Raw genomic sequence first — 26,428 nt, forward strand, 5'->3', positions numbered from 1 at the left:
GAAAGAACCCGCGATGGTGAAGGCCATCGCGGGTTTTTTTGTGGCGGCAGAAGGTGAGTTAGTCGGGCTTGAATCCGGGTTTTCCGTTTGCGGCGCGCCACTCCTTGATGATTTTTATGATGTTTTCCGGACTGTCGAGCCCGTCTTCTTCCGGCCAATAGATAAGATCGGATCCGCTAGGGTGTTCGGATATCTCTTCGAAAAGACCGATACGTTTGTCATGCGCTTTCTCGCTGATGCCATCCTCGGGATCCAGAACGGACTGCAGAAAAACTAGAAACTCGTGCTCTGTGAAATCACTGAACTGTTTTTTCTGACTCATGATTCTTCCCCGTAGTGAATTTGATTATGGCTTGCAGGCGTCACGACTCTGATGTTGTCGAGGTCGTAGACACCACCCCGGTCCGCGATTGGCTTTACATAGTTCAACGAAGCCGGCGTGCTCGCCTTCGTCGCACCAGATGTCGGAGGCCGCGAGCAGGCCAAGGCGCTGATCGGCAAGGAGCGTCTGGTTACGGTCTACGTCTAGTCCTCCCCGCTGGCCTGCCGCAAGTTTGACCCGCAAGGCCTGTACGTCGCTGGCGGCGACAGCATCCCGGGCGAAAGCTTCCTGTACGATGTGCCGCTGGACGCTGACCTGGTGATCGACACCCAGTCCTCCAACGTGGAAGAGGGTGTGAAGCTGGTGCTGGATGTGATGCGTCAGCGTGGCGCGAACTAAGCGCTTCGGCTGAGTGAAAAAACGCGATTGTGTAGACCATCGCGCGCTTCTTGCTTTTAGAAATACGCTGGGCTATTGGACTACTCGGATTTGAATCCTGGTTTCCCGTTTGCTGCCCGCCACTCTTTTATTATTTTGAGAACTTGCTCTGCCTCACCCATGTATTCCGACTCCGGCCAATAGAGTAAATCTGTTCCGGTTGGGTGTTCTGAAATAGTTTCGAACTGTTCGAGCAAGATATCCAAGGCCTCTTCGTCACCGCTGTCGTTTTTCTCGTCGATCAACCTTAAAAACGCCAGGAACTCGAGTTCTGTGAAGTCAGCAATCGTTTTTTTCTGACTCATGGCTGTTACCCATAGTGAATCTGATCGTGAGCAAGGGGTGTCACGATGCGTATGTTGTCGAGGTCGTATATCTCACCACCTTCAGATATCGGTTGGTGATGATGGCAACGTGCTTCTCGATGATGACGGTATTGAACCCCGGGATCCCCGGGCCGTTGTACCTGCCTGTCTCTCCTTCTCCGCGACGCGGTCCGTTTGACAATCCCCAGCCGCCACCGCCAGAGAAACCAATGCGCAGATCCGGATTGCCCTCGATGACAAGAGGAGGCAGCTCCTCGGGTACACCATGTTGTGCCATTCCTTTCGCTCCTTCGAAAATGGAATGGCGATGGTCTTTTACGGAGCTGGGGGAAATCTGTCAGGCGACGGCGGGAATGTCGTAGGGGTGTTCAGACTTGCTGATGGCATCTGTCAGATGTGCTTTTCCATCACCGGAATCACCCGTTTCTCCTTCACGGCCTTGTAGGAAAAACTCGAATAGATCTCCTTCACTCCGGGCAGCGATTGCAGGGTTTTCCGGGCGAATTCGCCGAAGGATTCCAGGTCGCGGGCCAGCACTTCCAGGAGGAAGTCGTAACGTCCTGAAATATTGTGGCAGGCGACAATCTCCGGAATTTCCATCAGGCGCTGCTCGAAGGCGCGGGCCATTTCCTTGGTGTGCGAGTCCATCATGATGCTGACGAAAGCGGTGACGCCGAAGCCCAGTGCCTTGGGTGAAAGGATCGCCTGGTAGCCGGTGATGTAGCCACTTTCCTCCAGCAGCTTGACCCGGCGCCAGCAGGGCGAGGTGGTCAGGGCGACGCTGTCGGCCAGTTCGGAGATGGTCAGGCGTGCGTTGTCCTGGAGGGCTCCGAGCAGGGCACGGTCGGTGCGGTCGATGGCATTGGGCAAGATTTGCCCCGTCTTCAGCGGATCGTGGAATTTCATGCTCGGAACGCCCCGAAGTGGTGGTCATATTTGGAAAAATATTAGTTCATCGCTGGCATAAGCTTATGGCAATCCAACAAGAGGGCATCGCCATGAGCGGCTCCAGCACCAAGCAGGGATTCGCCACCCGGGCCATTCACCATGGCTACGATCCGCAGGCTCACGGAGGGGCGCTGGTGCCGCCGGTGTATCAGACGGCGACCTTCGCTTTTCCCAGCGTCGAGTACGGCGCGGCCTGTTTTGCCGGCGAAGAGGCCGGACATTTCTACAGTCGTATCTCCAACCCGACCCTGGCGCTGCTGGAGAGCCGCATGGCTTCGCTGGAAGGTGGCGAGGCTGCCCTGGCCCTGGCCTCGGGCATGGGGGCCATCACCGCCACGCTGTGGACCCTGTTGCGGCCGGGTGATGAAGTGCTGCTGGGGAGCACCTTGTATGGCTGCGCCTTCGCTTTCCTGCATCACGGCATCGGCGAGTTCGGGGTCAAGCTGACCCATGTCGATATGGCTGACCTGAAGGCAGTGGAGGCGGCGATTTCTCCGGCGACGCGACTGATCTACTTCGAGTCGCCGGCCAACCCCAACATGCACCTGGCGGATATCGCCGGGGTGGCGAAGATCGCCCGGCGCCATGGCGCGACCCTGGTGGTGGACAACACCTATTGCACGCCCTACCTGCAGCGCCCGCTGGAGCTGGGTGCCGACCTGGTGGTGCACTCGGCGACCAAGTACCTCAGCGGCCACGGCGATATCACCGCCGGGCTGGTGATCGGAAACAAGGCGCTGGTGGATCGAATTCGTCTGGAAGGATTGAAGGACATGACCGGCGCCGTGCTTTCGCCGCACGATGCTTCATTGCTGATGCGTGGTCTGAAGACTCTTAACCTGCGCATGGAACGGCACTGCGCCAATGCCCAGCAACTGGCTGAGTTCCTGGCGAAGCAGCCGGAGGTGGAGGTACAGCATTACCCGGGGTTGCCGTCGTTCGCCCAGCGGGCCCTGGTGAAACGGCAGATGAGCTTGCCGGGCGGCATGCTGGCTTTCGAGCTCAAGGGCGGCATTGTTGCCGGGCGTCGTTTTATGAATGCCTTGCAGTTGTTCTCGCGGGCGGTGAGCCTGGGCGATGCCGAATCCCTGGCCCAGCATCCGGCGAGCATGACCCATTCCAGCTATACCCCCGAGGAGCGGGCGCTGTACGGGATTTCCGAGGGCTTGGTACGGCTGTCGGTGGGGCTGGAAGATATAGACGATCTGCTGGCAGATGTGCGGCAGGCGCTCAGGGCGTGTGGATAAGTGACTGTCCGGGGCACGCGGCCGTTGTGGGAGTTCGCCTGGTCTCTCAGGCTGCGCTGTCGTGCAGAGAGCAGTCATTGATCGTGGGAGCGAGCTTGCTCGCGAAGGCCGCACAGCGGCCCAAAAGCCATCCAGCACTAATTTCGGTCAGATGACATTCTGGATTCAGTATCTGGCTGATCCAGTCAATCCTGGAGCTTTGGCATGGCGGGTTTGGGACCGCTTTGCGGTCCTTCGCGAGCAAGCTCGCTCCCACGAAGACACCATCGCACCCAATGATTGTTCTCTGTGCGACAGCCCGGCCTGAAGGGCCGGGCGGACTACCACAAGGTCCGCGTGACAAACAAAAAGGGGCGCCATTTATGGCGCCCCTTTTACGTTGTTGCGATTCAGCGTTTCAGACCATAGCTCTCGTCGAGCATGCCTGGGCTGTTCGGCGCCTTTGGCGCGTAGTCCCGTGGTACTTCGGTGTCCCGCGGCGGGGTCAGGCGGTCGCGCGAACCTTGGGCGGCGTCGGAGTGCAGGGCCGCGAGCAGGCGCTGGCGGGTCAGCTCGTCCAGGGCCAGGCGGTTGGCGCCATCGGCCAGGTGATCCTGAACTTCCTGGTAGCTTTGCGTGAGCTTCTTGACCAGGGCCGCGGTGCTGTTGAAGTGAGTCACCACTTCATTCTGATAGCTGTCGAAGCGCTCCTGGATATCGTCCAATTGCCGCTGGGTGCTGCTTGGCGCGGCATTGGGCAGGAGGCGGGCAACCAGGAAACCAACGACGACGCCTACTGCCAGGGCCAGGGTCGGCAACAACCAAACTAAGAGCGAGAGTTCCACGAGTCCTTCCTCTATAAACGGCTTTGCTTTACGTTAACGGCTCGGACCTGCGCTGTATACCGCGACGCATCGCAAATATCTCAGAACAGAATCATTCAGCTAGACGAGTCGACCCTTGCCGGGGTCACGGAGTTTAATGCCTTGCTTACCCGCGAATCCCCCGTACTCATCGACGGCCCGGTCGGCCAACTTGAAGCCTTGTACCAGGAAGTCGCCGACGCCCACGGCCTGGTGCTGATCTGTCACCCCAACCCGGTCCAGGGCGGGACCATGCTCAACAAGGTGGTGTCGACCCTGCAACGTACTGCGCGGGATGCCGGGCTGATCACCTTGCGCTTCAACTACCGCGGTGTCGGTGCCAGCGCCGGCAGCCATGACATGGGCAGCGGCGAAGTGGACGACGCCCAGGCCGCTGCAACCTGGCTGCGGCAGCAACACCCGGACCTGCCCTTGATCCTGATCGGTTTCTCCTTCGGCGGTTTCGTTGCAGCCGCGGTGGGTGGTCGTCTTGAAGCGCAGGGGGCCGCGCCGAAACAACTGTTCATGATCGCCCCGGCAGTCATGCGTCTGAGCGGCAACGAGGCCGCGCCGCTGAACGTGCCGCTGACCATCGTCCAGCCCGATGCCGATGAGGTGATCGAGCCAGGTATCGTCTACGACTGGTCCGCAGCGTTCCCGCGCCCCCATGAGCTGCTGAAAGTGGCAGAATGCGGGCACTTTTTTCATGGCAAGCTGACCGACCTCAAGGATCTGGTACTGCCGCGTCTTTCGAACTGAGCCAAGCCTGATAAGCGAATATCCATGACTACGCGCATTCTCACCGGCATCACCACCACCGGCACCCCGCACCTGGGCAACTACGCCGGTGCCATCCGCCCGGCGATCCTCGCCAGCCGCCAGCCGGGTGCCGACTCCTTCTATTTCCTCGCCGACTACCACGCCCTGATCAAATGCGATGACCCGCAGCGCATCCAGCGCTCGCGTCTGGAAATCGCCGCGACCTGGCTGGCCGGTGGCCTGGATCCGGAGAAGGTGACTTTCTATCGCCAGTCCGACATCCCCGAGATTCCCGAGCTGACCTGGCTGCTCACCTGCGTCAGCGCCAAGGGCCTGCTCAACCGCGCCCATGCGTACAAGGCGTCGGTGGACAAGAACGTGGAAAACGGCGAAGACCCGGATGCCGGCGTGACCATGGGCCTGTACAGCTACCCGGTGCTGATGGCTGCGGACATCCTGATGTTCAACGCGCACAAGGTGCCGGTCGGCCGCGACCAGATCCAGCACGTGGAAATGGCCCGGGATATCGGCCAGCGCTTCAACCACCTGTTCGGCAACGGCAAGGAGTTCTTCGTCCTGCCGGAAGCGGCGATCGAGGAGAGCGTAGCGACCCTGCCGGGCCTCGACGGGCGCAAGATGTCCAAGAGCTACGACAACACCATTCCGCTGTTCAGCAGCGCCAAGGACATGAAGGACGCGATTTCCCGCATCGTCACCGACTCCCGCGCGCCGGGCGAGGCGAAGGATCCGGACAACTCGCACCTGTTCACCCTTTACCAGGCCTTCTCCACGGCCGAGCAATCCGCTGCCTTCCGTGAAGAGCTGTTGCAGGGCCTGGGTTGGGGTGAGGCCAAGCAGAAGCTGTTCCAGTTGCTCGATGGCCAGCTCAGCGAGCCGCGCGAGCGCTACCAGCAACTGATCACTCGCCCTGCGGACCTGGAAGACATCCTCCTCGCCGGTGCGCAGAAAGCGCGCAAGGTTGCCACGCCGTTCCTCGAGCAACTGCGCGAGGCTGTCGGCCTGCGCTCCTTCCGCAGCATTGCCCAGGGCCCGGTCGAGACCAAGAAGAAGGCGGCGAAGAGCGCACGCTTCGTCAGCTTCCGCGACGAAGACGGCAGCTTCCGCTTCCGTCTGCTGGCGGCCGATGGCGAGCAACTGCTGCTGTCGCGCAGCTTCGCCGACGGCAAGGCTGCCGGTGCGGTGACCAAGCAACTGCAGCAAGGCCAGGAGCTGGATGTGCGCAGCGAAGGCCTGGGCTTCAATCTGTGGCTGGAGGGCGAGGCCGTGGCCGCAAGTCCGCAGTTCGCCGATGAGGCCGCTCGCGATACTGCCATCGAGGCGCTGCGCGCCGCCTTGGCGCCCCAACAGGACTGACGGCTTATCGGAAGTCTGATTGCCATTACCCGGGGCCGTCGCTACAGTGACGGCCCGCTTTTGTTGCCTTGCTAACGAATTATGACGCCCCTAGAACGATATCAAGCAGATCTGAAACGTCCCGATTTCTTCCATGACGCGGCGCAGGAAACGGCGGTGCGCCATCTGCAACGCCTGTACGACGATCTGATCGCGGCGCAGAACAACAAGCCGGGTGTGTTCGGCAAGCTGTTCGGCAAGAAGGAGCAGGCGCCGGTCAAGGGTCTGTATTTCTGGGGCGGGGTAGGCCGGGGCAAGACCTATCTGGTGGACACCTTCTTTGAGGCGCTGCCGTTCAAGGAAAAGTCCCGCACGCACTTCCACCGTTTCATGAAGCGTGTGCACGAAGAAATGAAAGGTCTGAAGGGTGAGAAGAACCCGCTGACCCTCATCGCCAAGCGTTTCGCCGAAGAGTCGCGGGTGATCTGCTTCGATGAGTTCTTCGTCTCCGACATCACCGACGCGATGATCCTTGGCACCCTGATGGAGGAGCTGTTCAAGAACGGCGTGACCCTGGTGGCCACCTCCAACATCGTGCCGGACGGCCTGTACAAGGACGGCCTGCAGCGGGCGCGCTTCCTTCCGGCCATTGCCCTGATCAAGCAGAACACCGAGATCGTCAACGTCGACAGTGGCGTCGACTATCGCTTGCGTCACCTGGAGCAGGCTGAGCTGTTCCACTTCCCGCTCAATGAAGAAGCCCACGAAAGCCTGCGCAAGAGCTTCCGTGCGCTGACTCCGGAATGCACCCAGGCGGTGGAAAACGATGTGCTGATCATCGAGAACCGCGAGATCCGCGCCCTGCGTACCTGTGACGACGTGGCGTGGTTCGACTTCCGCGAGCTCTGCGACGGCCCGCGCAGCCAGAACGACTACATCGAACTGGGCAAGATCTTCCATGCGGTGCTGCTCAGTGGCGTAGAGCAGATGGGTGTGGCGACCGACGATATCGCGCGGCGCTTCATCAACATGGTCGACGAGTTCTATGACCGCAACGTCAAGCTGATCATTTCGGCCGAGGTGGAGTTGAAGGACCTGTATACCGGTGGTCGCTTGACCTTCGAGTTCGCCCGGACCCTCAGTCGCTTGCTGGAAATGCAGTCCCACGAATTCCTGGCGCGGGCGCACAAGCCTTAAGCTCGATCGACAGCCTGACGCAGACCCTGTGGGAGCTGGCTTGCCAGCGATGACTATGGTGAATTCACCATCGCTATCGCTGGCAAGCCAGCTCCCACAGTTTTTTATCAGACTCGATATTTGCGCAGGAGGCTCAGGCTTCCTGCATGAACTGCTGCCGATACTGGTTCGGCGACAATGCGGTGTGCTGCCTGAATAGCCGTGCGAAGAAGCTGGCATCGTCGTAGCCGACTTCGTAGCTGATGGTCTTGATGCTTTTGCGCGTGCCGGAGAGCAGTCCCTTTGCCGTTTCGATGCGCAGCCGTTGCAGGTAGTGCAGGGGTTTGTCGCCCGTCGCACTCTGGAAGCGGCGCATGAAGTTGCGAATGCTCATGCCGTGATTGCGGGCGACGTCCTCGAAGCGGAACTTGTCGGCGAAATGCTCTTCGAGCCAGTGCTGGATCTGCAGGATGATCACGTCCTGATGCAGCTTCTGCCCGCCGAAGCCCATGCGTCCCGGAGTGTAGTTGCGCTGCACTTCATAGAGGATGTCGCGGGCCACGGCCTGGGCGACATTGGCCCCGCAGAAGCGCTCGATCAGGTAGATGTACAGGTCGCATGCCGAGGTGGTGCCGGCGGCACAGAACAGGTTGTCGGCGTCGGTGAGGTGCTTGTCCTGGTTCAGCTGGACCTTGGGGAAGCGCTCGGCGAACTGGCTGAAGAAGCGCCAGTAGGTGGTCGCCTCCTTGCCGTCCAGCAGTCCGGCCTCGGCCAGCCAGAATACGCCGCTGGCCTCGCCGCATAGCACCGCGCCGCGGGCATGCTGCTGGCGCAGCCAGGGCAGGACCTGGGGGTAGCGTTCGCAGAGGGCGGAAAAGTCGTCCCAGAAGGCGGGGAGTACGATGACGTCGGCCTCTTCCAGGCCACTGTCGACCGGGACCTGCACATCGCTGAAGCTGCGTACGGGCTGACCGTCGGGGCTGACCAGGCGCGTCTCGAACATCGGCTGCAGGCTCAGGCCCAGTTGCTTGGCATAGCGCAGGCTGGCCAGGTGGAAGAAGTCCTTGGCCTGCATCAGGGTCGAGGCGAATACCTTGTCGATGGCGAGGATGCTGACGCGCCGCAGCGGCACGTTGGGTTGGGTAAACATCATTTTCTTTATTCTTATAGGTCAGAGTGGTCAATCACCGGCTGGATCGTCTTATTTTTTGGCGATTGTGTCCAGTAGCCCATTCCCAGGCGCGCTCACTGGCGTGTACAAGGTCACGCACCTGGCCGACAGGGCAGGGGATCTGGAAAATCAGCTTGATATTTTTCTGGCAATCCGGATAATCCGCCGTCTCTTTCTACGGTGGAAGTGATGCCCCGCCGCTGAAAAAGAACCCCGCCAAGTATTGAACGCGCTGACCCGAGCCCCCGAAAGCGTTCGTATTCGGCTGCCTTTGACCTTGTCAAAGTAAGCACTATTCAGTAAGATTCGCCGTCTATTTTTGCTGGGCGGCCTCTGAGGCTTATTAAAGAATGAAAACTTTTACTGCTAAACCGGAAACAGTAAAACGCGACTGGTTCGTCGTTGACGCTGCTGGTCAGACCCTGGGTCGTCTGGCCACTGAAATCGCGAGCCGTCTGCGTGGCAAGCACAAGCCAGAATACACCCCTCACGTTGACACCGGCGACTACATCGTCGTGATCAACGCCGAGCAGGTACGTGTCACTGGTGCCAAGACTTCGGACAAGATGTACTACTCCCACTCCGGCTTCCCGGGCGGTATCAAGGAAATCAACTTCGAGAAGCTGATTGCCAAGGCCCCTGAGCGCGTGATCGAGACCGCGGTCAAAGGCATGCTGCCTAAGAACCCGCTGGGTCGCGACATGTACCGTAAGCTGAAAGTCTATGCGGGCGCTACTCACCCTCATACTGCTCAGCAGCCCCAAGAACTGAAGATTTAACGGAATAGTTCATTATGTCGGCGACTCAAAATTACGGCACTGGCCGTCGCAAGACTGCAACCGCTCGCGTTTTCCTGCGTCCGGGCACTGGCAACATCTCCATCAACAACCGTTCCCTGGACGTGTTCTTCGGTCGTGAAACCGCGCGCATGGTAGTACGCCAGCCGCTGGAACTGACCGAAACCGTCGAGAAGTTCGACATCTACGTCACCGTTGCTGGTGGTGGTGTCAGCGGTCAGGCCGGTGCGATCCGTCACGGTATCACCCGCGCTCTGATGGAGTACGACGAGACTCTGCGTAGCGCTCTGCGCCGCGCTGGCTACGTCACTCGCGACGCTCGTGAAGTCGAGCGTAAGAAAGTGGGTCTGCGTAAAGCACGTAAGCGTCCACAATACTCCAAGCGTTAATTCGCTCAGAGTTTCAAAAAAAGCCCGGTTCCAGGTGGAACCGGGCTTTTTTTATGTCTTGAATAATGGGGGTTGGCCATTTGTGTGACAACTTGCCGCATAGACGCAGATCAAGACCTGCGTGGGATGCAGGCCTTTGGCCAGGGTAATAACCTTGCCAGTCATGGGTCTTTTCTTTACCATGCGGCAAATTTTTAGCGCTTCAGAAATTACTTAGTAGATGCCTGTTTCAACAGGCCACAAAGCTGATGGGAGAGGACTGAATGAGCAATGACGGCGTCAATGCAGGCCGGCGTCGCTTCCTGGTTGCAGCCACATCCGTTGTGGGTGCAGCAGGGGCGGTGGGGGCTGCGGTCCCGTTCGTAGGGTCATGGTTTCCCAGTGCTAAGGCGAAGGCTGCCGGTGCACCGGTGAAGGTCAATATTGCCAAGGTCGAACCTGGGCAGCAGTTGGTGGCCGAGTGGCGTGGTCAGCCGGTTTTCATCGTCCGTCGTACCGAGGAGATCCTTGGTAATTTGAAGAAGATCACCGGAGATCTCTCTGATCCGGAGTCCAAGGCGTCGGTCCAGCCTGCCTACGTCGACCCATCGAATCGCTCGATCAAACCGGAGATCCTGGTCCTCGTCGGTCTCTGCACTCACCTCGGTTGCTCCCCGACTTTCCGTCCCGAAGTCGCTCCTGCCGACCTTGGTCCCAAGTGGGTCGGCGGCTATTTCTGCCCCTGCCACGGCTCCCACTACGACCTTGCTGGCCGCGTCTACAAGTCCCAGCCCGCGCCGCTCAATCTGCCGGTGCCGCCGCATTCGTACGAGTCGGATGACATCATCGTCGTCGGTGTCGATCAGGAGAAAGCGTGATGAGCAAGTTCATGGAATGGGTTGATGCCCGCTTCCCCGCGACCAAGATGTGGGAAGACCATCTCAGCAAGTACTACGCACCGAAGAACTTCAACTTCCTGTACTTCTTCGGCTCCCTGGCGCTGTTGGTGCTGGTCAACCAGATCGTCACCGGTGTCTGGCTGACCATGAGTTTCACCCCGTCGGCCGAAGAGGCGTTTGCCTCGGTCGAATACATCATGCGTGATGTCGAGTACGGCTGGATCCTGCGCTACCTGCACTCCACCGGCGCCTCGGCATTCTTCATCGTCGTCTACCTGCACATGTTCCGCGGCCTGCTCTACGGTTCCTACCAGAAGCCCCGCGAACTGGTGTGGATCTTCGGCATGTTGATCTACCTGGCGCTGATGGCTGAAGCCTTCATGGGCTATCTGCTGCCTTGGGGCCAGATGTCCTACTGGGGTGCCCAGGTGATCATTTCGCTGTTCGGTGCCATCCCGGTGATCGGTGATGACCTGACCCAGTGGATCCGTGGCGACTACCTGATTTCCGGCATCACCCTCAACCGCTTCTTCGCGCTGCACGTCATTGCCCTGCCGATCGTCATTCTCGGCCTGGTGGTCCTGCATATCCTGGCGTTGCACGAAGTGGGTTCGAACAACCCCGATGGTGTCGACATCAAGAAGAAAAAGGACGAGAACGGCATTCCGCTGGACGGCATTCCATTCCACCCTTACTACACCGTGAAAGACATCGTCGGCGTGGTGGTCTTCCTCTTCGTGTTCTGCGCCGTGGTGTTCTTCTTCCCGGAAATGGGTGGCTATTTCCTGGAAAAACCGAACTTCGAGCAGGCCAACGCCTTCAAGACGCCTGAGCACATTGCGCCGGTATGGTACTTCACACCGTTCTACGCGATTTTGCGGGCGGTCCCGGACAAGCTCTTCGGTGTCATCGCCATGGGCGCGGCAATCGCGGTGCTGTTCGTGCTGCCGTGGCTGGACCGCAGCCCGGTGCGCTCGATGCGCTACAAGGGCTGGCTGAGCAAGATCTGGCTGGTGGTGTTCTGCATTTCGTTCGTGATCCTGGGTGTGCTGGGCGTTCTGGCGCCGACTCCAGGCCGTACGTTGCTGTCGCAGGTATGTACCTTCCTGTATTTCGCCTACTTCATTCTGATGCCGTTCTACACCAGGCTTGAGAAGACCAAACCGGTTCCGGAAAGGGTGACTGGCTGATGAAAAAGCTATTTGCAGTATTGATTCTGGCAGTGATGCCCACCCTGACCTTCGCTGCGAGCGAGCATGGTCCGGAACTGGATAAAGTCGATATCGACCTGACCGACAAGGCCGCCATGCAGGATGGCGCGCGTACCTTCGCCAACTATTGCATGGGCTGCCACGGCGCCAAGTTCCAGCGTTACGAGCGTGTTGCCGATGATTTGGGCATTCCTCACGAGCTGATGCTGGAGAAGCTGGTGTTCACCGGTGCCAAGATCGGCGATCACATGAACACCGGCATGCAGGCGTCCGATGCCAAGGTCTGGTTCGGTGCTGCGCCACCTGACCTGACCCTGGTCGCCCGGGTTCGTGGTACCGACTGGCTGTATAGCTACCTGCGCGGCTTCTATGAGGATCCGGCGCGTCCGTGGGGCGTGAACAACAAGATCTTCCCGAACGTCGGCATGCCTAACGTGCTGGTGGGGTTGCAAGGTCGGCAGGTGGTGGGCTGCAAGCAGATCCAGACCGTTGTCGACGGCAAGAAGCAATTCGACCCGCTGACGGGGGCTCCGTTGACTCATGAAGCCTGTGATCAGCTGACCATCGTGCCGAAATCCGGTACCCTGAACGAAGAGCAGTTCGACGAGAAGGTCAAGAACCTGGTGACCTTCCTGGCCTACTCGGCCAACCCGGTCAAGCTGGAAAGCCAACGCATCGGTACCTATGTACTGCTGTACCTGGCCTTCTTCTTCGTATTCGCCTACCTGCTCAAGCGCGAATACTGGAAGGACGTGCACTGATCACGCAGTAATTTCTGGTAGTTGAACGCGCGCCCTGGGGCGCCTCCGGAGTCCGGAGGTGCCCCAGGGCGCGTTTGCGTTTATAGCTTTTACTATTCCATGCGAGGAGGAACCTTATGGGCGTGACCAATCGGTTAGCCTGCTACTCCGACCCCGCTGACCACTATTCTCATCGGGTGCGTATCGTTCTCGCCGAGAAAGCTGTCAGTGTCGAGATCATCGACGTCGTGGCCGGCAACCAGCCGGCCAAGCTGCTGGAGGCCAACCCGTACGGCAGCTTGCCGACCTTGGTCGATCGCGATCTGGCGTTGTACGAATCCACCGTGGTAATGGAATACCTCGACGAGCGTTACCCTCATCCGCCGCTGTTGCCGGTATACCCGGTGGCGCGGGCCAATAGTCGGCTGCTGGTTCATCGGATCCAGCGTGACTGGTGTTCGCTGGTGGATCAGATCCTCGATCCGCGAGCCAAGGATGCTGCCCGTGCACTGGCGAGAAAGGAATTGCGCGAGAGCCTGACCGGAGTGTCTCCGCTCTTCGCCGACAAGCCCTGTTTCCTCAGTGAGGAGCAAAGTCTGGTGGATTGTTGTCTACTACCCATCTTGTGGCGTTTGCCGATTTTGGGAATCGAATTGCCACGGCAGGCCAAACCCCTGCTGGACTATATGGAGCGACAGTTTGCCCGCGAGCCTTTCCAGGCAAGCCTGTCCGCTGCTGAACGAGAAATGCGCAAGCTTTAAGGAGCTGTTGATGAACTCCAGTCGCCCCTACCTGGTGCGTGCACTGTATGAGTGGATCGTGGATAACGATTGCACGCCACATATCCTGGTGAATGCCGAGTACCCTGCGGTACAGGTGCCTCAGGGTTTCGCCAGCGACGGTCAGATTGTCCTGAACATTTCGCCGAACGCCGTGCGCGGTCTGCAGATGGAGAATGATGCGGTCAGTTTCGAAGGGCGTTTCGGTGGCGTTGCCCACAGCCTGTACGTACCGACCGGTGCCATCCTGGGTATCTATGCGCGTGAAAATGGCCAGGGCATGGTGTTCGAACTCGAGCCGCCGATGGTCGATGACGATGAAGATGATGTCGAGCCGGATGATGATGGCCCACCGGATGGTGGGCAGCCCCCTCGCCCGAGCGGGCGCCCGAGCTTGAAAGTGGTGAAATGAAAAAAGGCGACCTTCGGGTCGCCTTTTTCATGTCTGCATCGGCGTTCAGTCGATGTATTCGAACAGCTTCACGATCTTCTGCACGCCAGAAACACCTTGCACCAGGTTGGTGGCACGGTTGGCTTCTGCCTGGGTCAGCAGGCCAAGCATGTAGACGATGCCGTTTTCGGTGATGACCTTGATGCGCGAGCCGGGGATGCTGGAGTCGGTGAGCATCTGGGTCTTGATCTTGGTGGTCAGCCAGGCGTCGTTGTTGCGCGCCAGCAGCGAGGAGGGCTGGAGCACCTGGAGTTCGTTGTGCACCTTCTTGACTTTCTGGACCTGGCCGGCGGTTTGTTCGGCGAGGCTTTTCAGGTCGGCGCGTGGGGTCTGGCCTGCCAGCAGGACAACGCCGTTGAAGCTGCTGACGACGATATGGGAGTTCTGGTCAAGGTCGGGGCTGGCCTTGGCCACGTTGACGGCAACCTTGGTTTCGATCAGCGAGTCGTCGATCTTGCTGCCCAGGGTGCGAGTGCCGCGGTCATCATCGATCGGGGCTTCACGACTGGCGTTGATCACCGAGCTGCAACCGCTCAGGCTCAGGCACAGGGTCAGGGCCATCAGGCCGAGGCGTTTTGGGGTCATTCTTCACTCCCGAACAGTTGGCTGTCGATCAGATCGCAAAGGCAGTGGATCGCCAGCAGGTGGACTTCCTGGATACGTGCGGTGACATTGGCCGGTACGCGAATCTCGACATCTTCCGGCAGCAGCAGCGAAGCCATGCCGCCACCATCGCGTCCGGTCAGAGCTACGACAATCATTTCGCGATCATGTGCGGCCTGGATCGCTTGAATGATGTTTGCCGAGTTGCCGCTGGTGGAGATCGCCAGCAGTACGTCGCCCGGTTGACCCAGGGCGCGGATCTGCTTGGAGAAGACTTCGTTGTAGCTGTAGTCGTTGGCGATCGAGGTGATGGTCGAGGTATCGGTGGTCAGGGCGATCGCCGGCAGGCTGGGGCGTTCGCGCTCGAAGCGGTTGAGCAGTTCCGAGGAGAAGTGCTGGGCATCGCCGGCCGAGCCGCCGTTGCCGCAGGCAAGCATCTTGCCCTCGTTCAGCAGGGCGTTGACCATGATCTGGCTGGCTTGCTCGATGTGGGGTGCAAGAACTTCCATCGCCTGTTGCTTGGTGTTGATGCTGGCCTGGAAAAGCTGGCGAATTCGGGATTGCATGTCCATCAGTGTGACCTTAAATGGGGCTGGCCGGGCGGGGATTGAAGGATTCCCGGCACATGTCTGTGCAGCCCGCGAAGCAAAGAGCAAAAAATTGAATGGGTAAAGGTGCGTCCGTCGGCGCGGGGGTCAGCTGTCGAAGGCATTTTGCAGCCAGTCGAGCGGTTGTCCCGAATGACCGCTGCCTTGCAAGGCGATGACATCGAAGCGGCAGGGGTGATTGGCCCAGCGTGGTTCGTCCATCAGGAAGTGCTGCGCGGCGAGCGTCAGTTTTTCCTGCTTGCGGGCATCGATGCTGCCGAGGGCGCCGCCAAAGCCTGCGTGCAGGCGATAACGAACTTCGACGAATACTACTGTATCGCGGTCGAGCATGACCAGATCAAGCTCGCCGCGTTTGCACCGCCAGTTCCGCGCCAGAAGCACCAAACCCTGGACCAGAAGATAGTCCAGGGCCTGTTGTTCGGCCGCCATTCCGGCGGCCTGGCGCGAAGGTGCAGGCATCTCAGCGGGGCGTATCAGGCAGGCGCTTGACCTGGCCGCCAGAGAACTCGGCCCACGGCAGTTGGCGTTCGATACGCTGGCTCGGGCTCATGCTCAGGCTTCCGGAGAGGCCTTCGATGCGATTGTCCGGCAGGGTTTTCAGTTGCCCCAGGCGTGGCGCCAGGCTGTAGGCATCGACACCCATGGCATACAGGCGGCCCAGACTGCCGGCGGCTTGTGGCCACTGGCGCACGACCTGCTGACGCAGTCCGTTGCTGCTGTCGAGCAGCCAAGGGGTTTCGCAGAAGCGAATGCCGGTCATGTCGTTGTACTGGTTGACGTCGCCGCTGGCGCTGTAGACGTTGGAGGTCGCGTAGACCGGTACGTCGCCGGCATATTGGAAGTTCAGGGTCGGCTTGATCTGCTGGGCCTGTTGCGGGGTCGAGGCGAGGAAGATGAAGTCGATGTCCTGGCGGCGCGAAGGCTGCGCCGAAACGTTCCCGCCCACGGTGCTTTGCAGGCTCTTGGCGCGGCCTTCGCTTTGGCGCAGCTGGAACAGGTCGGCGATCTGCTGGGCCAGGGCGACCGGTTGGGCTACGCGCTCGGCGGCAAGCAGGGTGCCGCCCTTGGCTTCCCAGTCCTGGCGGAAAGCGCTGAGGACGCGATCGCCCCATTCGCCGCTGGGCACCAGGGCAACGGCACGACGCATGCCATCGGCGTAAGCGCGGCGAGAGACTTCGCGGGCTTCGTCTTCTGCCGCGAGACCGAACTGGTACAGCTGTGGTGGATTGTTCTGTCCTGCGTCGCTGTAGTTCAGCGCCAGCGTGGTGATTGGCAATTGCGGGTAGTTGGCGAGTTGCTTGACCAGTGGCTTTTCCAGCGGGCCAACGACGAGTTGCACGCCGGCGGCCTGGGCCTGACGGTAGAAGTCGTCCAGCGAGGTGAGGCGCGAACTGTCGAATACCTGAATGGCCGGTGGGTTCTGGCCTGCTTGCTGGGCCTGGAAGTGCGCGGCCATGAAACCATCGCGCAGGGCGCGGGCGACACCGGCCAGTTGGCCTTCCTGAGGCAGCAGCAGGGCGATCTTGGTCAGTGGCTGGCTGGTCAGGCTTTTCAGCTTCACCAGCGGCGATGGCAGTTGCAGGGCGGCTGGGTGGTTCGGGTTCTGGGCTTTCCAGCTGTCGATGGCCGCTTGCTGCTGTTCCAGCGTGCCGGCGCTTTTCACCGCCAGGGCGAGGCTGGTCCAGCCGCCGAGGCCATCGCTGCCGCCGTTCTGCAACTGCTCGGGCGGCAGGGCGGCGACCAGGTTCCAGATGGCGTCGTTGTTTGCTGCGGCGGCATCACCGCTGAGCAGTGGTGCCAGGGCGATGCGTTCCTGGGCGGCCGGGAGAAGTTGCCCGTCGGCTTCGAATGCGGCGGCGTGCGCGCTACGGGTGCGAGCCTGGAGGTCGGCTGGCAACTCGTTCAGGTGCGCCAGGCTCGGATGGCTCAGGGCGGTCAGTGCAGCTTTCGGCTGGTTGCGGCTCAGTGCCAGCTCCGCCGAGAGGGTGCTGGCAAAGACTTGCTGGGCAGGCTTCAGGGTGTCCAGCTGGACCTGTTCGAGAATGCGTGCGGCGCGCGCGTTGTCTTTCTGTCGGTAAGCCTGGTCGGCGGCGCTCAAGCGCAGCAGTGCGGCCTTTTCCGGGGTCTTGCTGTTGGCAGCCTGCTCGAGCAGTTGCTCGATGCTGGCGTCTGGTGTGCGTGGCAGTTCACCCAGGCTGGACGAAGGCGAACTGGCGCAGGCTGCCAGCAGGGCAGCGAGGCAAAGGGCTGAGAGTAGCCGCAGGCATGCGATCATGTACGGGTCCTGTTACTCGATCAAATTAACCTGCGATTGTACCCAAGCCCTGGCCGGGGCGCGATCTTGCTGGCGTGAAACCTTCGTTTCAGGTCGTATGAAATGCCTTCGGCGGGGAATTGTTGCCGGCTATCACGCTACAATGGCGGCTTTCATCCAGATGACAGGTACGTGCTGTGACCGATGCTCCAGGTGCTATCAACCCCGCTGCCGGGACCCTTTATGTGGTGGCCACGCCCATCGGCAACCTGGATGACATCAGTGCCCGGGCCCTGAAGATCCTTGCTGATGTAGCCCTTATCGCGGCCGAGGACACCCGTCACTCGATTCGCTTGTTGCAACATTTTGGTATCAATACACCGCTGGCCGCCTGCCATGAACACAATGAGCGCGACGAGGGCAGCCGCTTTCTTACCCGTCTGCTGGCGGGCGATAACGTTGCGTTGATTTCCGACGCGGGGACGCCGCTGATTTCCGATCCCGGTTATCACCTGGTGCGCCAGGCTCGGGCTGCTGGCATCAATGTGGCACCCGTGCCGGGGGCTTGTGCGCTGATTGCCGCGCTGTCGGCGGCGGGGCTGCCATCCGATCGTTTCATCTTCGAGGGTTTTCTTCCGGCGAAAGCTGTTGGACGGCAGGCACGTCTGAATCTGCTCAAGGAAGAGCCACGCACTTTGATCTTCTATGAGGCGCCGCATCGCATCCTTGAGTGTCTGCAGGATATGGAGGCGATCTTTGGTGCCGAGCGTCCGGCAGTGCTGGGGCGGGAGTTGACCAAAACCTTCGAAACCCTGAAGGGCTTGCCCTTGTCGCAGTTGCGCGAGTTCGTCGAAAGCGACAGTAATCAGCAGCGTGGCGAGTGTGTGGTGCTGGTGGCGGGCTGGACTGCGCCGGAAGATGAACAGGCGGTCAGCGGAGAAGTGTTGCGCATACTGGATCTATTGCTGGCCGAGATGCCATTGAAGCGGGCTGCAGCATTGGCAGCTGAAATTACCGGTGTGAGGAAGAATGTGCTCTATCAAGTGGCGTTGGACAAACAAAAATAGATGATGTCACGGTGATATTATTTGTTTTGTCACTTGTTCTCGGAGCGCGCTGCCGTTAATCTTTCACGCGGAGAGTCGATTGGACAGTCGCTGCCTTCTTTTGTTCCGCAAAAGTAGGGGGAGGAAAGTCCGGGCTCCATAGGGCAGAGTGCCAGGTAACGCCTGGGAGGCGCGAGCCTACGGAAAGTGCCACAGAAAACAACCGCCTAAGCACTTCGGTGCCGGTAAGGGTGAAAAGGTGCGGTAAGAGCGCACCGCACGACTGGTAACAGTTCGTGGCTAGGCAAACCCCACTCGGAGCAAGACCAAATAGGGTTCCACATGGCGCGGCCCGCGTTGGAACCGGGTAGGTTGCTAAAGACGTCCAGTGATGGCCGTCGTAGAGGAATGACTGTCCTCGACAGAACCCGGCTTACAGATCGACTCTCCACTCCTTCCTTCTCTTCTGCTTGATTCGATAGCGGAAGCCGCTTCGGTAATACCAAAAAAGTCTTACTCTTAATAAATCACTTTAACTTCGCACTCTATTCGTTTGAGTGAATTCGCTTTTTCCCTCCTGCAATCCCCCCGAATTAGCCCGGTGTCTGTCCTTGTTACGCTAAATCTCCGATCTGTAAGGGTTTTCCTTATATGCGCGCCTTGACGGTGCGGTGGGCGGATTCCTATAGTGTGCGCAAGTGGCAGAAAGTGGCATGAAGTGGGTTTTCAGACACAAAAAAGCTAACATTTAGGGAAGCGCAGCCGTGTTTCGCGGAGCTAACGCAATCAACCTCGACGCCAAGGGCCGTCTCGCCATGCCGAGCCGGTACCGTGACGAGCTTGATTCGCGCAGCTCGGGGCAATTGATCGTGACGATCGACGCTGTGGATCCCTGCTTATGTGTATACCCGCTCGACGAGTGGGAGCTGATCGAAGCGAAATTGCGCGCCTTGCCGTCGTTACGCGAAGAGAACCGTCGCCTGCAGCGTTTGCTGATAGGCAATGCGGTGGATCTGGAGCTCGACGGCAGTGGGCGTTTTCTGGTCCCGCCGCGTCTGCGCGAATACGCGAAGCTCGACAAGCGCGCGATGCTGGTGGGGCAACTGAATAAATTCCAACTGTGGGACGAGGATGCCTGGAACGCTGTTTCCGCAGCTGACCTTGCAGCCATTCAACAACCGGGCGCCATGCCCGATGAACTGCGTGATTTGATCCTGTGACTATTGATAGCGGCTTTAACCACATCACCGTACTTCTGGACGAGGCTGTCGAGGCTCTTTCAGTGCGTGCGGATGGCTGCTATCTGGATGGTACTTTCGGGCGGGGCGGACATAGCCGACTGATCCTTCAGGGCCTTGGGCCGGATGGCCGGCTACTCGGCTTCGACAAGGATCCTCAAGCGATTGCCACCGGGCAAGCGCTGGCGGCCGAAGACGGCCGCTTTGTCATTGTGCAGCGCAGTTTTGCCGAACTCGGTTCGGAAGTTGCCGAACGTGGTCTGGCCGGCAAGGTCAGTGGTGTGCTGTTCGACCTCGGTGTGTCTTCGCCGCAACTGGACGATCCGGAACGTGGGTTCAGCTTCCTGAATGACGGCCCGCTCGATATGCGCATGGACCCGACCCGTGGTGTCAGCGCTGCCGAGTTCATCGCCACGGCTCCCGAAGAGGAAATTGCCCGCGTCTTCAAGGAATACGGCGAAGAGCGCTTTGCCAAGCGCATGGCTCGCGCCGTGGTCCAGCGTCGCGAAGAACAGCCGTTCACCCGTACCGCCGATCTGGCGGAAGTGCTCAAGGTCGCCAACCCTGCCTGGGAAAAGGGCAAGAACCCGGCTACCCGTGCTTTCCAGGGACTGCGTATCCACGTCAACAACGAGCTGGGTGATCTCGAGGCAGGCCTCGAGGCCGCCCTGGACGCATTGGAAGTGGGCGGTCGCCTGGTTGTGATCAGCTTCCATTCCCTCGAAGACCGCATCGTCAAACTGTTCATGCGCAAGCTGGCCAAGGGCGAGCAGGACAACCTGCCACGCAACCTGCCAGTCCAGCACAAGCCTTTCGAACCGAAGATCAAGCTGATCGGCAAGGCGCAGTTCGCCTCTGATGCCGAGCTCAAGGCCAATCCACGTTCGCGTAGCGCGGTCATGCGCGTGGCGGAGAAACTGCGGTGAGCAGGCTCTATGCCAAACCTCTGCCAGGCGGAAGCTTCCTGATGCTTCTGCTGTTCATCGGCGTGCTCGTTTCCTCGGTCGCAGTGTCCTACAGCGCGCACTGGAACCGTCAGTTGCTCAACACCCTTTATGGCGAACTCAACGAGCGCGACAAGGCGCAAGCCGAGTGGGGCCGGCTGATTCTCGAGCAGAGCACCTGGACGGCACATAGCCGTATCGAAACCCTGGCCAGCGAACAACTGAAAATGCGCGTTCCCGCCGCTGATGAAGTGCGGATGGTGGCGCCATGATGAAGCTCGAAGGCGCCCTCTACCCCTGGCGCTTCCGGGTCGTGCTGGGTTTGCTGGCCTTGATGGTCGGCGCCATTGCATGGCAGATCATCGACCTGCAGGTGGTTGATCGTGACTTCCTGAAAAGCCAGGGCGACGCCCGCAGCATGCGGCACATCCCCATTCCTGCCCACCGTGGTCTGATCACCGACCGCAATGGCGAGCCGCTGGCCGTCAGTACTCCGGTCACCACCCTGTGGGCCAACCCCAAGGAGATGCAGGGTTCCAAGGACCGCTGGGCGGCATTGGCCGTGGCGATCAACCAGAATCCCAAGCAACTGACCGAGCGCCTCGAGCAGCAGGCGAACAAGGAGTTCATCTACCTGGTTCGCGGCCTGACCCCGGAGCAGGGGCAGGCGGTTCTCGATCTGAAGGTTCCCGGTGTCTACGGTATCGAAGAGTTCCGGCGCTTCTATCCGGCGGGTGACGTGGCGGCGCATATGGTCGGCTTCACCGACCTCGACGATCATGGCCGCGAAGGGGTGGAGCTGGCTTACGACGAGTGGCTGGCCGGGGTACCCGGCAAGCGTCAAGTGATCAAGGATCGGCGCGGTCGCCTGATCAAGGACGTCCAGGTCACCAAGAACGCCAAGGCCGGAAAGACCTTGGCGTTGTCGATTGACCTGCGCCTGCAATACCTGGCCACCCGCGAGCTGCGCAACGCCATCGCCGAGCAGGAAGCGAAAGCCGGCAGCCTGGTGATCATGGACGTCAAGACCGGCGAAGTCCTGGCCATGGTCAACCAGCCAACCTACAACCCGAACAACCGTCGCAGCATGTTCCCGGCAGCGATGCGCAACCGGGCGATCATCGATGTTTTCGAGCCGGGTTCGACGGTCAAGCCGCTGTCCATGAGCGCTGCGCTGCAGAGCGGTCGCTGGAAGCCGAGCGACAAGGTCGAGGTCTATCCGGGCACTCTGCAACTGGGTCGTTACACCATCCGCGACGTCTCCAAGACCGAGGGGCCGGTGCTCGACCTGACCGGCATCCTGATCAACTCGAGTAACGTGGGGATGTCCAAGGTCGCTTTCGACATCGGCGGCGAAGCGATTTACCGGGTGATGTCCCAACTGGGGCTGGGCCAGTACACCGGGCTCGGTTTCCCGGGCGAGCGAGTCGGCAACCTGCCCAATCATCGGGAGTGGCGCAAGGCCGAGACGGCAACCCTGTCCTATGGCTACGGCCTGTCGGTGACTGCGCTGCAATTGGTGCATGCCTACGCCGCGCTGGCCAATGACGGCAAGATGGTCCCGCTGAGCATTCTCAAGCTGGACAAGGCGCCGGAGTCGACTCAGGTGGTGCCGAAGGAAACCGCAGAAACCATCCAGCAGATGCTGCAGCAGGTGATCGAGGCTCCACGCGGCGTGTTCCGTGCCCAGGTGCCGTCCTATCACGTTGCCGGCAAGTCCGGTACTGCGCGTAAAGCCACCATTGGTTCCAAGGGCTATACCGAAAACGCCTACCGGTCCCTGTTCGCCGGCTTCGGCCCGATGAGCGATCCGCGTTATGCCGTCGTCGTGGTGATCGACGAGCCGAGCAAGGGCGGCTACTTCGGTGGTCTGGTCTCTGCCCCTGTATTCAGCAAGGTCATGTCCGGCACCCTGCGGCTGATGAACGTGCCGCCGGATAACCTGCCGACTTCCCAGCAGCAAGCTGACGCTGCGCCCGCCAAAGGAGGGCGCGGTTGATGACGATGCCATTGAGTAAATTGTTCGCCAATGCCAGCAGCGACCCGCTGATTCGCGAGCTGACCCTGGACAGCCGCAATGTACGGCCTGGCGATCTGTTCCTGGCAGTGCCGGGCGCCAAGGTCGATGGCCGCGACCATATCGCCGATGCCCTGAAGCGCGGTGCGGCAGCGGTAGCCTATGAAGTGCAGGGCGCCACCGTGCTGCCGATCACTGACGCGCCATTGATTCCGGTGAAGGGGCTGATTGCGCAATTGTCGGATATCGCCGGTCGCTTTTATGGTGAGCCGAGCCGTCTGGTGGATCTGGTCGGTGTCACTGGCACCAACGGCAAGACCAGCGTGACGCAACTGGTGGCTCAGGCCCTGGATCTGCTCGGGCAGCACTGTGGCCTGATCGGCACGCTGGGTACCGGTTTCTATGGCGCGCTGCAAAGCGGCCGCCTGACCACTCCCGATCCGCTCGCCGTGCAGTCGACCCTCAACGACCTGCGCAAGGCCGGTGCCCGCGCCGTGGCCATGGAAGTGTCGTCCCATGCCCTGGAGCAGGGCCGTGTCGCTGCCTTGGCATTCGATATCGTGGTGATGACCAACCTGTCCCGTGACCATCTCGATTACCACGGCACCATGGACGCCTACAAAGCGGCCAAGGCGAAGCTGTTTGCCTGGCCGAACCTGCGCTGCCGCGTGGTGAACCTGGATGACGAGTTCGGTCGCGAACTGGCCGCTGAAGCGCGCGAGTCGCGGCTGATCAGCTACAGCCTCCAGGACCCATCGGCCACCCTTTACTGCCGTGAAGCCAGCTTCGATGATGACGGCGTTCGCGCGGTGCTGGTAACCCCGCAGGGCGAGCACATGCTGCGCAGCCGGCTGCTCGGTCGTTTCAATCTGAGCAACATGCTGGCGGCGGTGGGTACGCTGCTGGCAATGGATCACCCGCTCGACGAAATCCTCAAGGTCACCGCCAGGCTGGAAGGCCCCATCGGTCGCATGCAGCGTCTTGGCGGGGGCAGCAAACCGCTGGTGGTGGTCGATTACGCCCATACCCCGGATGCACTGGAAAAAGTACTGGAAGCGCTGCGCCCACATGCCCGCGGTCAATTGACCTGTCTGTTTGGCTGCGGCGGCGATCGTGATCGCGGCAAGCGTCCGCTGATGGCGGAAATGGCCGAGCGTCTGGCGGACCGGGTGATCGTCACCGACGACAACCCGCGCACCGAGTCGCCACAGGCCATCTTCGACGATATCCGTCCTGGCTTTGCCAATGCCGATCGGGTCGAGTTCATCGGCGGTCGTGGTGAGGCTATCGCCCGTGTCATCGCCTCGGCTGCTGGCGATGACGTCATCGTCCTGGCCGGCAAAGGCCATGAGGACTACCAGGAAATCAACGGCGAACGCCATGATTTCTCCGATCTTGTCGAAGCCGAGAAGGCGCTTGCAGCCTGGGAGGCCTCGCATGCTTGAACCCCTGTTCCTCAGCAGCTTGACCGAAGCCTTGCAAGGGCGCCTGCTGGGCGCCGATGCGCGTTTCGACGGTGTCAGCATCGACAGTCGCAAGATTACCGCCGGGCAACTGTTTGTTGCCTTGGCCGGGCCGCGTTTCGACGGGCACGATTACCTGGACGAAGTCGCGGCCAAGGGCGCCGTTGCCGCGCTGGTAGAGCGTGAAGTGCCAGGTTCCAGCCTGCCGCAATTGCTGGTGGCGGATGCCCGCCTGGCCCTGGGGCAGTTGGGGGCGCTGAACCGTCGTGCCTTCAAGCACCCGGTGGCGGCGATCACCGGCTCCAGCGGCAAGACCACGGTCAAGGAAATGCTCGCCAGCATCCTTGGTACCCGTGGTCCGGTGCTGATGACCCGCGGCAACCTGAACAACGATCTCGGCGCGCCACTGACACTGCTCGAACTGGCGCCGGAGCACACTGCTGCAGTCATCGAGCTGGGCGCCAACCACATTGGTGAAATCCGTTACACCGTCGGCCTGACCCAGCCCCAGGTGGTGCTGATCAACAACGCGGGCACGGCTCATGTTGGCGAATTCGGCGGGCCGGAGAAGATTGTCGAAGCCAAGGGCGAGATCCTCGAAGGATTGGGGGAGGGCGGCGTCGCGGTATTGAATCTGGACGACAAGGCCTTTGCCATATGGAAACAGCGCGCCGGTAAACACGCTGTGCTGACCTTCGCCCTGAGCAACACTGCGGCAGATTTCCATGCCAGCGATATCGCCCACGACGAGCGCGGTTGCCCGTCCTTCGTCCTGCATGGTCCGCAAGGTCAGGTGGCGATCCAGTTGAACCTGCTCGGCACCCACAACATCGCCAATGCCCTGGCCGCTGCTGCGGCTGCGCAGGTGTTCGGTGTGTCGCTGGACGGTATCGCCCAGGGGCTGAACACCGTGCAACCGGTCAAGGGTCGCAGCGTTGCGCAGGTCACCGCCGGCGGTATCCGCGTGATCGATGACACCTACAACGCAAACCCCACCTCCATGTGTGCGGCCGTTGATATACTCGCCGGCTTTTCCGGTCGCACCGTCCTGGTGCTCGGGGATATCGGTGAGTTGGGCCAGTGGGCCGAAGAGGGCCACCGCGAGGTCGGAGACTACGCCAAGGGCAAGGTCGACGCGCTGTATGCCGTAGGTCCGATGATGGCCCATGCGGTCAAGGCCTTTGGCCAGAATGCCCGCCATTTCACCAATCAAGCTGACCTGATCGACGCGGTTCGCGGCGAACAGGCGACCAACACCACTATTTTGATCAAGGGTTCGCGCAGCGCTGCGATGGAGAACGTCGTGGCGGCCCTGTGCGATTCCAGCGGGGAGAAACATTAATGCTGCTGCTGTTGGCCGAGTACCTGCAACAGTTCTACAAAGGCTTCGCGGTCTTCCAGTACCTGACCCTGCGCGGGATCCTGGGTGTGCTGACCGCGTTGTCGCTGGCCCTGTGGCTGGGCCCGTGGATGATTCGTACCCTGCAGATCCGTCAGATCGGCCAGGCCGTGCGCAACGACGGCCCGCAATCGCACCTGTCCAAGTCCGGCACCCCGACCATGGGCGGGGCGCTGATCCTGTCTGCCATCGGCGTGAGCACCCTGCTCTGGGCCGACCTGAGCAACCGTTATGTCTGGGTAGTGCTGATCGTCACCATGCTCTTCGGTGCCATCGGCTGGGTCGACGACTACCGCAAGGTGATCGAAAAGAACTCCCGTGGCCTGCCGAGCCGCTGGAAGTACTTCTGGCAATCGGTATTCGGCCTGGGCGCGGCAATCTTCCTTTACATGACCGCGCCGACCAGCGTCGAAACCACCCTGATCGTGCCGATGCTCAAGGACGTCACCATTCCCCTGGGCGTCGGCTTCGTGGTGCTGACCTACTTCGTCATCGTCGGCTCGAGCAACGCGGTCAACCTGACCGACGGCCTCGACGGCCTGGCGATCCTGCCGACCGTGCTGGTGGGTGGTGCCCTGGGCATCTTCTGCTACCTGTCGGGCAACGTGAAATTCGCTGAATACCTGCTGATTCCCTACGTTCCGGGTGCGGGCGAGCTGATTGTGTTCTGTGGCGCGCTGATCGGCGCCGGCCTCGGTTTCCTGTGGTTCAACACCTACCCGGCCCAGGTCTTCATGGGCGACGTCGGCGCCCTGGCGCTGGGCGCTGCCCTCGGCACCATCGCAGTGATCGTTCGCCAGGAAATCGTCCTGTTCATCATGGGTGGCGTGTTCGTCATGGAGACCCTGTCGGTGGTCATCCAGGTCGCGTCGTTCAAGCTGACCGGCAAGCGGGTGTTCCGCATGGCGCCGATCCATCACCACTTTGAACTCAAGGGCTGGCCCGAGCCGCGCGTGATCGTCCGCTTCTGGATCATCACCGTGATTCTCGTGCTGATCGGCCTGGCAACCCTGAAACTGAGGTAGAACG

At 60.6% G+C, this 26,428-nt stretch carries 30 protein-coding genes, 1 other RNA gene and 1 pseudogene; 21 read left to right on the plus strand and 11 right to left on the minus strand.

Features of this window, described 5'->3' with window-relative positions:
- Positions 1 to 58: 58 nt before the first annotated feature.
- A complete protein-coding gene (locus tag ACODSK_RS03770) occupies positions 59 to 322 on the minus strand; it encodes a bacteriocin immunity protein (RefSeq protein WP_489014001.1) in 264 nt (87 codons plus the stop codon).
- Positions 319 to 501 carry a hypothetical protein gene (locus ACODSK_RS03775; protein ID WP_489014003.1) on the minus strand — a complete coding sequence of 61 codons (183 nt, stop codon included), beginning with the start codon at positions 499 to 501 and terminating at the stop codon, positions 319 to 321. Before ACODSK_RS03775 ends, ACODSK_RS03770 begins: the two co-directional genes overlap by 4 nt.
- Between ACODSK_RS03775 and ACODSK_RS03780 the strand changes: the two are divergent.
- Positions 425 to 721, plus strand: a pseudogene (locus tag ACODSK_RS03780) (adenylyl-sulfate kinase); the annotation flags it as partial. The gene ACODSK_RS03775 and the pseudogene ACODSK_RS03780 sit on opposite strands and share 77 nt — an antisense overlap.
- 80 nt (positions 722 to 801) lie before the next feature.
- Here ACODSK_RS03780 and ACODSK_RS03785 read toward each other — a convergent pair.
- The 3 genes from ACODSK_RS03785 to ACODSK_RS03795 are packed head-to-tail and all read right to left on the minus strand — an operon-like array spanning position 802 to position 1,956.
- Positions 802 to 1,065 carry a bacteriocin immunity protein gene (locus tag ACODSK_RS03785; protein WP_489014004.1) on the minus strand — a complete coding sequence of 88 codons (264 nt, stop codon included), beginning with the start codon at positions 1,063 to 1,065 and terminating at the stop codon, positions 802 to 804.
- 5 nt (positions 1,066 to 1,070) lie between these two features.
- Positions 1,071 to 1,427: a hypothetical protein gene (locus tag ACODSK_RS03790; protein WP_489014058.1), complete on the minus strand. Its 357-nt coding sequence runs from the start codon at positions 1,425 to 1,427 to the stop codon at positions 1,071 to 1,073.
- A 49-nt stretch (positions 1,428 to 1,476) separates the two neighbouring features.
- Entirely contained in the window at positions 1,477 to 1,956 is a 480-nt protein-coding gene (locus tag ACODSK_RS03795; protein WP_489014059.1) for an Lrp/AsnC family transcriptional regulator, read from the minus strand.
- Positions 1,957 to 2,084: 128 nt separating this feature from the next.
- Here ACODSK_RS03795 and ACODSK_RS03800 point away from each other — a divergent pair, with 128 nt between their 5' ends.
- The gene (locus tag ACODSK_RS03800; protein ID WP_489014060.1) at positions 2,085 to 3,281 is read left to right on the plus strand and encodes a methionine gamma-lyase; all 1,197 of its coding nucleotides are present in this window, start codon (positions 2,085 to 2,087) and stop codon (positions 3,279 to 3,281) included.
- Between the two features lie 389 nt (positions 3,282 to 3,670).
- On the opposite strand, the gene ACODSK_RS03805 is transcribed toward ACODSK_RS03800, so the two are convergent.
- Complete coding sequence (locus tag ACODSK_RS03805; protein WP_489014006.1) at positions 3,671 to 4,105, minus strand: Z-ring associated ZapG family protein; 435 nt, start codon at positions 4,103 to 4,105, stop codon at positions 3,671 to 3,673.
- 141 nt (positions 4,106 to 4,246) lie between these two features.
- Here ACODSK_RS03805 and ACODSK_RS03810 point away from each other — a divergent pair, with 141 nt between their 5' ends.
- The 3 genes from ACODSK_RS03810 to zapE all read left to right on the plus strand — a co-directional run bounded on the left by ACODSK_RS03810 (position 4,247) and on the right by zapE (position 7,432).
- Positions 4,247 to 4,882, plus strand: coding sequence for an alpha/beta hydrolase (locus tag ACODSK_RS03810; RefSeq protein ID WP_489014007.1), 636 nt, complete (start codon positions 4,247 to 4,249; stop codon positions 4,880 to 4,882).
- 24 nt (positions 4,883 to 4,906) lie between these two features.
- Positions 4,907 to 6,256, plus strand: coding sequence for a tryptophan--tRNA ligase (locus ACODSK_RS03815; RefSeq protein ID WP_489014009.1), 1,350 nt, complete (start codon positions 4,907 to 4,909; stop codon positions 6,254 to 6,256).
- 81 nt (positions 6,257 to 6,337) lie between these two features.
- Positions 6,338 to 7,432 (plus strand): cell division protein ZapE, encoded by a 1,095-nt coding sequence (gene zapE / locus ACODSK_RS03820; protein ID WP_489014010.1) that lies wholly within the window; start codon positions 6,338 to 6,340, stop codon positions 7,430 to 7,432.
- Between the two features lie 133 nt (positions 7,433 to 7,565).
- Here zapE and ACODSK_RS03825 read toward each other — a convergent pair whose 3' ends face one another.
- Positions 7,566 to 8,462 carry a GlxA family transcriptional regulator gene (locus ACODSK_RS03825; protein ID WP_489014061.1) on the minus strand — a complete coding sequence of 299 codons (897 nt, stop codon included), beginning with the start codon at positions 8,460 to 8,462 and terminating at the stop codon, positions 7,566 to 7,568.
- Between the two features lie 470 nt (positions 8,463 to 8,932).
- Between ACODSK_RS03825 and rplM the strand changes: the two genes are divergently transcribed.
- The 7 genes from rplM (at position 8,933) to ACODSK_RS03860 (ending at position 13,788) form a co-directional block, all read left to right on the plus strand.
- The gene (gene rplM, locus ACODSK_RS03830; protein ID WP_009404632.1) at positions 8,933 to 9,361 is read left to right on the plus strand and encodes a 50S ribosomal protein L13; all 429 of its coding nucleotides are present in this window, start codon (positions 8,933 to 8,935) and stop codon (positions 9,359 to 9,361) included.
- 14 nt (positions 9,362 to 9,375) lie between these two features.
- Positions 9,376 to 9,768, plus strand: coding sequence for a 30S ribosomal protein S9 (rpsI, locus tag ACODSK_RS03835; RefSeq protein ID WP_489014012.1), 393 nt, complete (start codon positions 9,376 to 9,378; stop codon positions 9,766 to 9,768).
- A 263-nt stretch (positions 9,769 to 10,031) separates the two neighbouring features.
- A complete protein-coding gene (gene petA / locus ACODSK_RS03840) occupies positions 10,032 to 10,625 on the plus strand; it encodes a ubiquinol-cytochrome c reductase iron-sulfur subunit (protein ID WP_489014014.1) in 594 nt (197 codons plus the stop codon).
- Positions 10,625 to 11,836, plus strand: coding sequence for a cytochrome b (locus ACODSK_RS03845; RefSeq protein ID WP_489014016.1), 1,212 nt, complete (start codon positions 10,625 to 10,627; stop codon positions 11,834 to 11,836). Before petA ends, ACODSK_RS03845 begins: the two co-directional genes overlap by 1 nt.
- Positions 11,836 to 12,618, plus strand: coding sequence for a cytochrome c1 (locus tag ACODSK_RS03850; protein WP_489014017.1), 783 nt, complete (start codon positions 11,836 to 11,838; stop codon positions 12,616 to 12,618). Before ACODSK_RS03845 ends, ACODSK_RS03850 begins: the two co-directional genes overlap by 1 nt.
- A 116-nt stretch (positions 12,619 to 12,734) precedes the next feature.
- Entirely contained in the window at positions 12,735 to 13,358 is a 624-nt protein-coding gene (locus ACODSK_RS03855) for a glutathione S-transferase N-terminal domain-containing protein (RefSeq protein WP_489014019.1), read from the plus strand.
- A gap of 10 nt (positions 13,359 to 13,368) precedes the next feature.
- Positions 13,369 to 13,788: a ClpXP protease specificity-enhancing factor gene (locus ACODSK_RS03860; protein ID WP_489014021.1), complete on the plus strand. Its 420-nt coding sequence runs from the start codon at positions 13,369 to 13,371 to the stop codon at positions 13,786 to 13,788.
- Positions 13,789 to 13,833: 45 nt separating this feature from the next.
- Here ACODSK_RS03860 and ACODSK_RS03865 read toward each other — a convergent pair whose 3' ends face one another.
- The 4 genes from ACODSK_RS03865 to ACODSK_RS03880 all read right to left on the minus strand — a co-directional run bounded on the left by ACODSK_RS03865 (position 13,834) and on the right by ACODSK_RS03880 (position 17,313).
- Positions 13,834 to 14,412, minus strand: a complete 579-nt coding sequence (locus ACODSK_RS03865; RefSeq protein WP_489014023.1) for a BON domain-containing protein — start codon at positions 14,410 to 14,412, stop codon at positions 13,834 to 13,836.
- Positions 14,409 to 15,002, minus strand: a complete 594-nt coding sequence (locus ACODSK_RS03870) for a phosphoheptose isomerase (protein ID WP_316920025.1) — start codon at positions 15,000 to 15,002, stop codon at positions 14,409 to 14,411. Before ACODSK_RS03870 ends, ACODSK_RS03865 begins: the two co-directional genes overlap by 4 nt.
- Positions 15,003 to 15,125: 123 nt before the next feature.
- Positions 15,126 to 15,497: a YraN family protein gene (locus tag ACODSK_RS03875; protein WP_489014025.1), complete on the minus strand. Its 372-nt coding sequence runs from the start codon at positions 15,495 to 15,497 to the stop codon at positions 15,126 to 15,128.
- Position 15,498: 1 nt separating this feature from the next.
- The gene (locus ACODSK_RS03880; RefSeq protein WP_489014027.1) at positions 15,499 to 17,313 is read right to left on the minus strand and encodes a penicillin-binding protein activator; all 1,815 of its coding nucleotides are present in this window, start codon (positions 17,311 to 17,313) and stop codon (positions 15,499 to 15,501) included.
- A 197-nt stretch (positions 17,314 to 17,510) separates the two neighbouring features.
- On the opposite strand from ACODSK_RS03880, the gene rsmI reads away from it, so the two are divergent.
- The 9 genes from rsmI to mraY all read left to right on the plus strand — a co-directional run bounded on the left by rsmI (position 17,511) and on the right by mraY (position 26,424).
- The gene (gene rsmI / locus ACODSK_RS03885) at positions 17,511 to 18,359 is read left to right on the plus strand and encodes a 16S rRNA (cytidine(1402)-2'-O)-methyltransferase (protein WP_489014062.1); all 849 of its coding nucleotides are present in this window, start codon (positions 17,511 to 17,513) and stop codon (positions 18,357 to 18,359) included.
- 71 nt (positions 18,360 to 18,430) lie between these two features.
- Positions 18,431 to 18,790, plus strand: an RNA gene (gene rnpB, locus ACODSK_RS03890) — RNase P RNA component class A.
- A gap of 312 nt (positions 18,791 to 19,102) precedes the next feature.
- Positions 19,103 to 19,558 (plus strand): division/cell wall cluster transcriptional repressor MraZ, encoded by a 456-nt coding sequence (gene mraZ, locus ACODSK_RS03895; RefSeq protein WP_009396653.1) that lies wholly within the window; start codon positions 19,103 to 19,105, stop codon positions 19,556 to 19,558.
- Complete coding sequence (gene rsmH, locus ACODSK_RS03900) at positions 19,555 to 20,502, plus strand: 16S rRNA (cytosine(1402)-N(4))-methyltransferase RsmH (protein ID WP_489014029.1); 948 nt, start codon at positions 19,555 to 19,557, stop codon at positions 20,500 to 20,502. The genes mraZ and rsmH overlap by 4 nt, the downstream gene beginning before the upstream one ends.
- Positions 20,499 to 20,792 (plus strand): cell division protein FtsL, encoded by a 294-nt coding sequence (gene ftsL, locus ACODSK_RS03905; RefSeq protein ID WP_489014031.1) that lies wholly within the window; start codon positions 20,499 to 20,501, stop codon positions 20,790 to 20,792. The genes rsmH and ftsL overlap by 4 nt, the downstream gene beginning before the upstream one ends.
- Positions 20,792 to 22,519 (plus strand): peptidoglycan D,D-transpeptidase FtsI family protein, encoded by a 1,728-nt coding sequence (locus ACODSK_RS03910; RefSeq protein WP_489014063.1) that lies wholly within the window; start codon positions 20,792 to 20,794, stop codon positions 22,517 to 22,519. The genes ftsL and ACODSK_RS03910 overlap by 1 nt, the downstream gene beginning before the upstream one ends.
- A complete protein-coding gene (locus ACODSK_RS03915) occupies positions 22,519 to 23,982 on the plus strand; it encodes a UDP-N-acetylmuramoyl-L-alanyl-D-glutamate--2,6-diaminopimelate ligase (RefSeq protein ID WP_489014033.1) in 1,464 nt (487 codons plus the stop codon). The genes ACODSK_RS03910 and ACODSK_RS03915 overlap by 1 nt, the downstream gene beginning before the upstream one ends.
- Entirely contained in the window at positions 23,975 to 25,342 is a 1,368-nt protein-coding gene (locus tag ACODSK_RS03920; RefSeq protein WP_489014035.1) for a UDP-N-acetylmuramoyl-tripeptide--D-alanyl-D-alanine ligase, read from the plus strand. The genes ACODSK_RS03915 and ACODSK_RS03920 overlap by 8 nt, the downstream gene beginning before the upstream one ends.
- The gene (gene mraY, locus ACODSK_RS03925) at positions 25,342 to 26,424 is read left to right on the plus strand and encodes a phospho-N-acetylmuramoyl-pentapeptide-transferase (protein WP_009396666.1); all 1,083 of its coding nucleotides are present in this window, start codon (positions 25,342 to 25,344) and stop codon (positions 26,422 to 26,424) included. Before ACODSK_RS03920 ends, mraY begins: the two co-directional genes overlap by 1 nt.
- Positions 26,425 to 26,428: the final 4 nt, after the last annotated feature.

This window comes from Pseudomonas sp. FG98 (assembly GCF_057808595.1).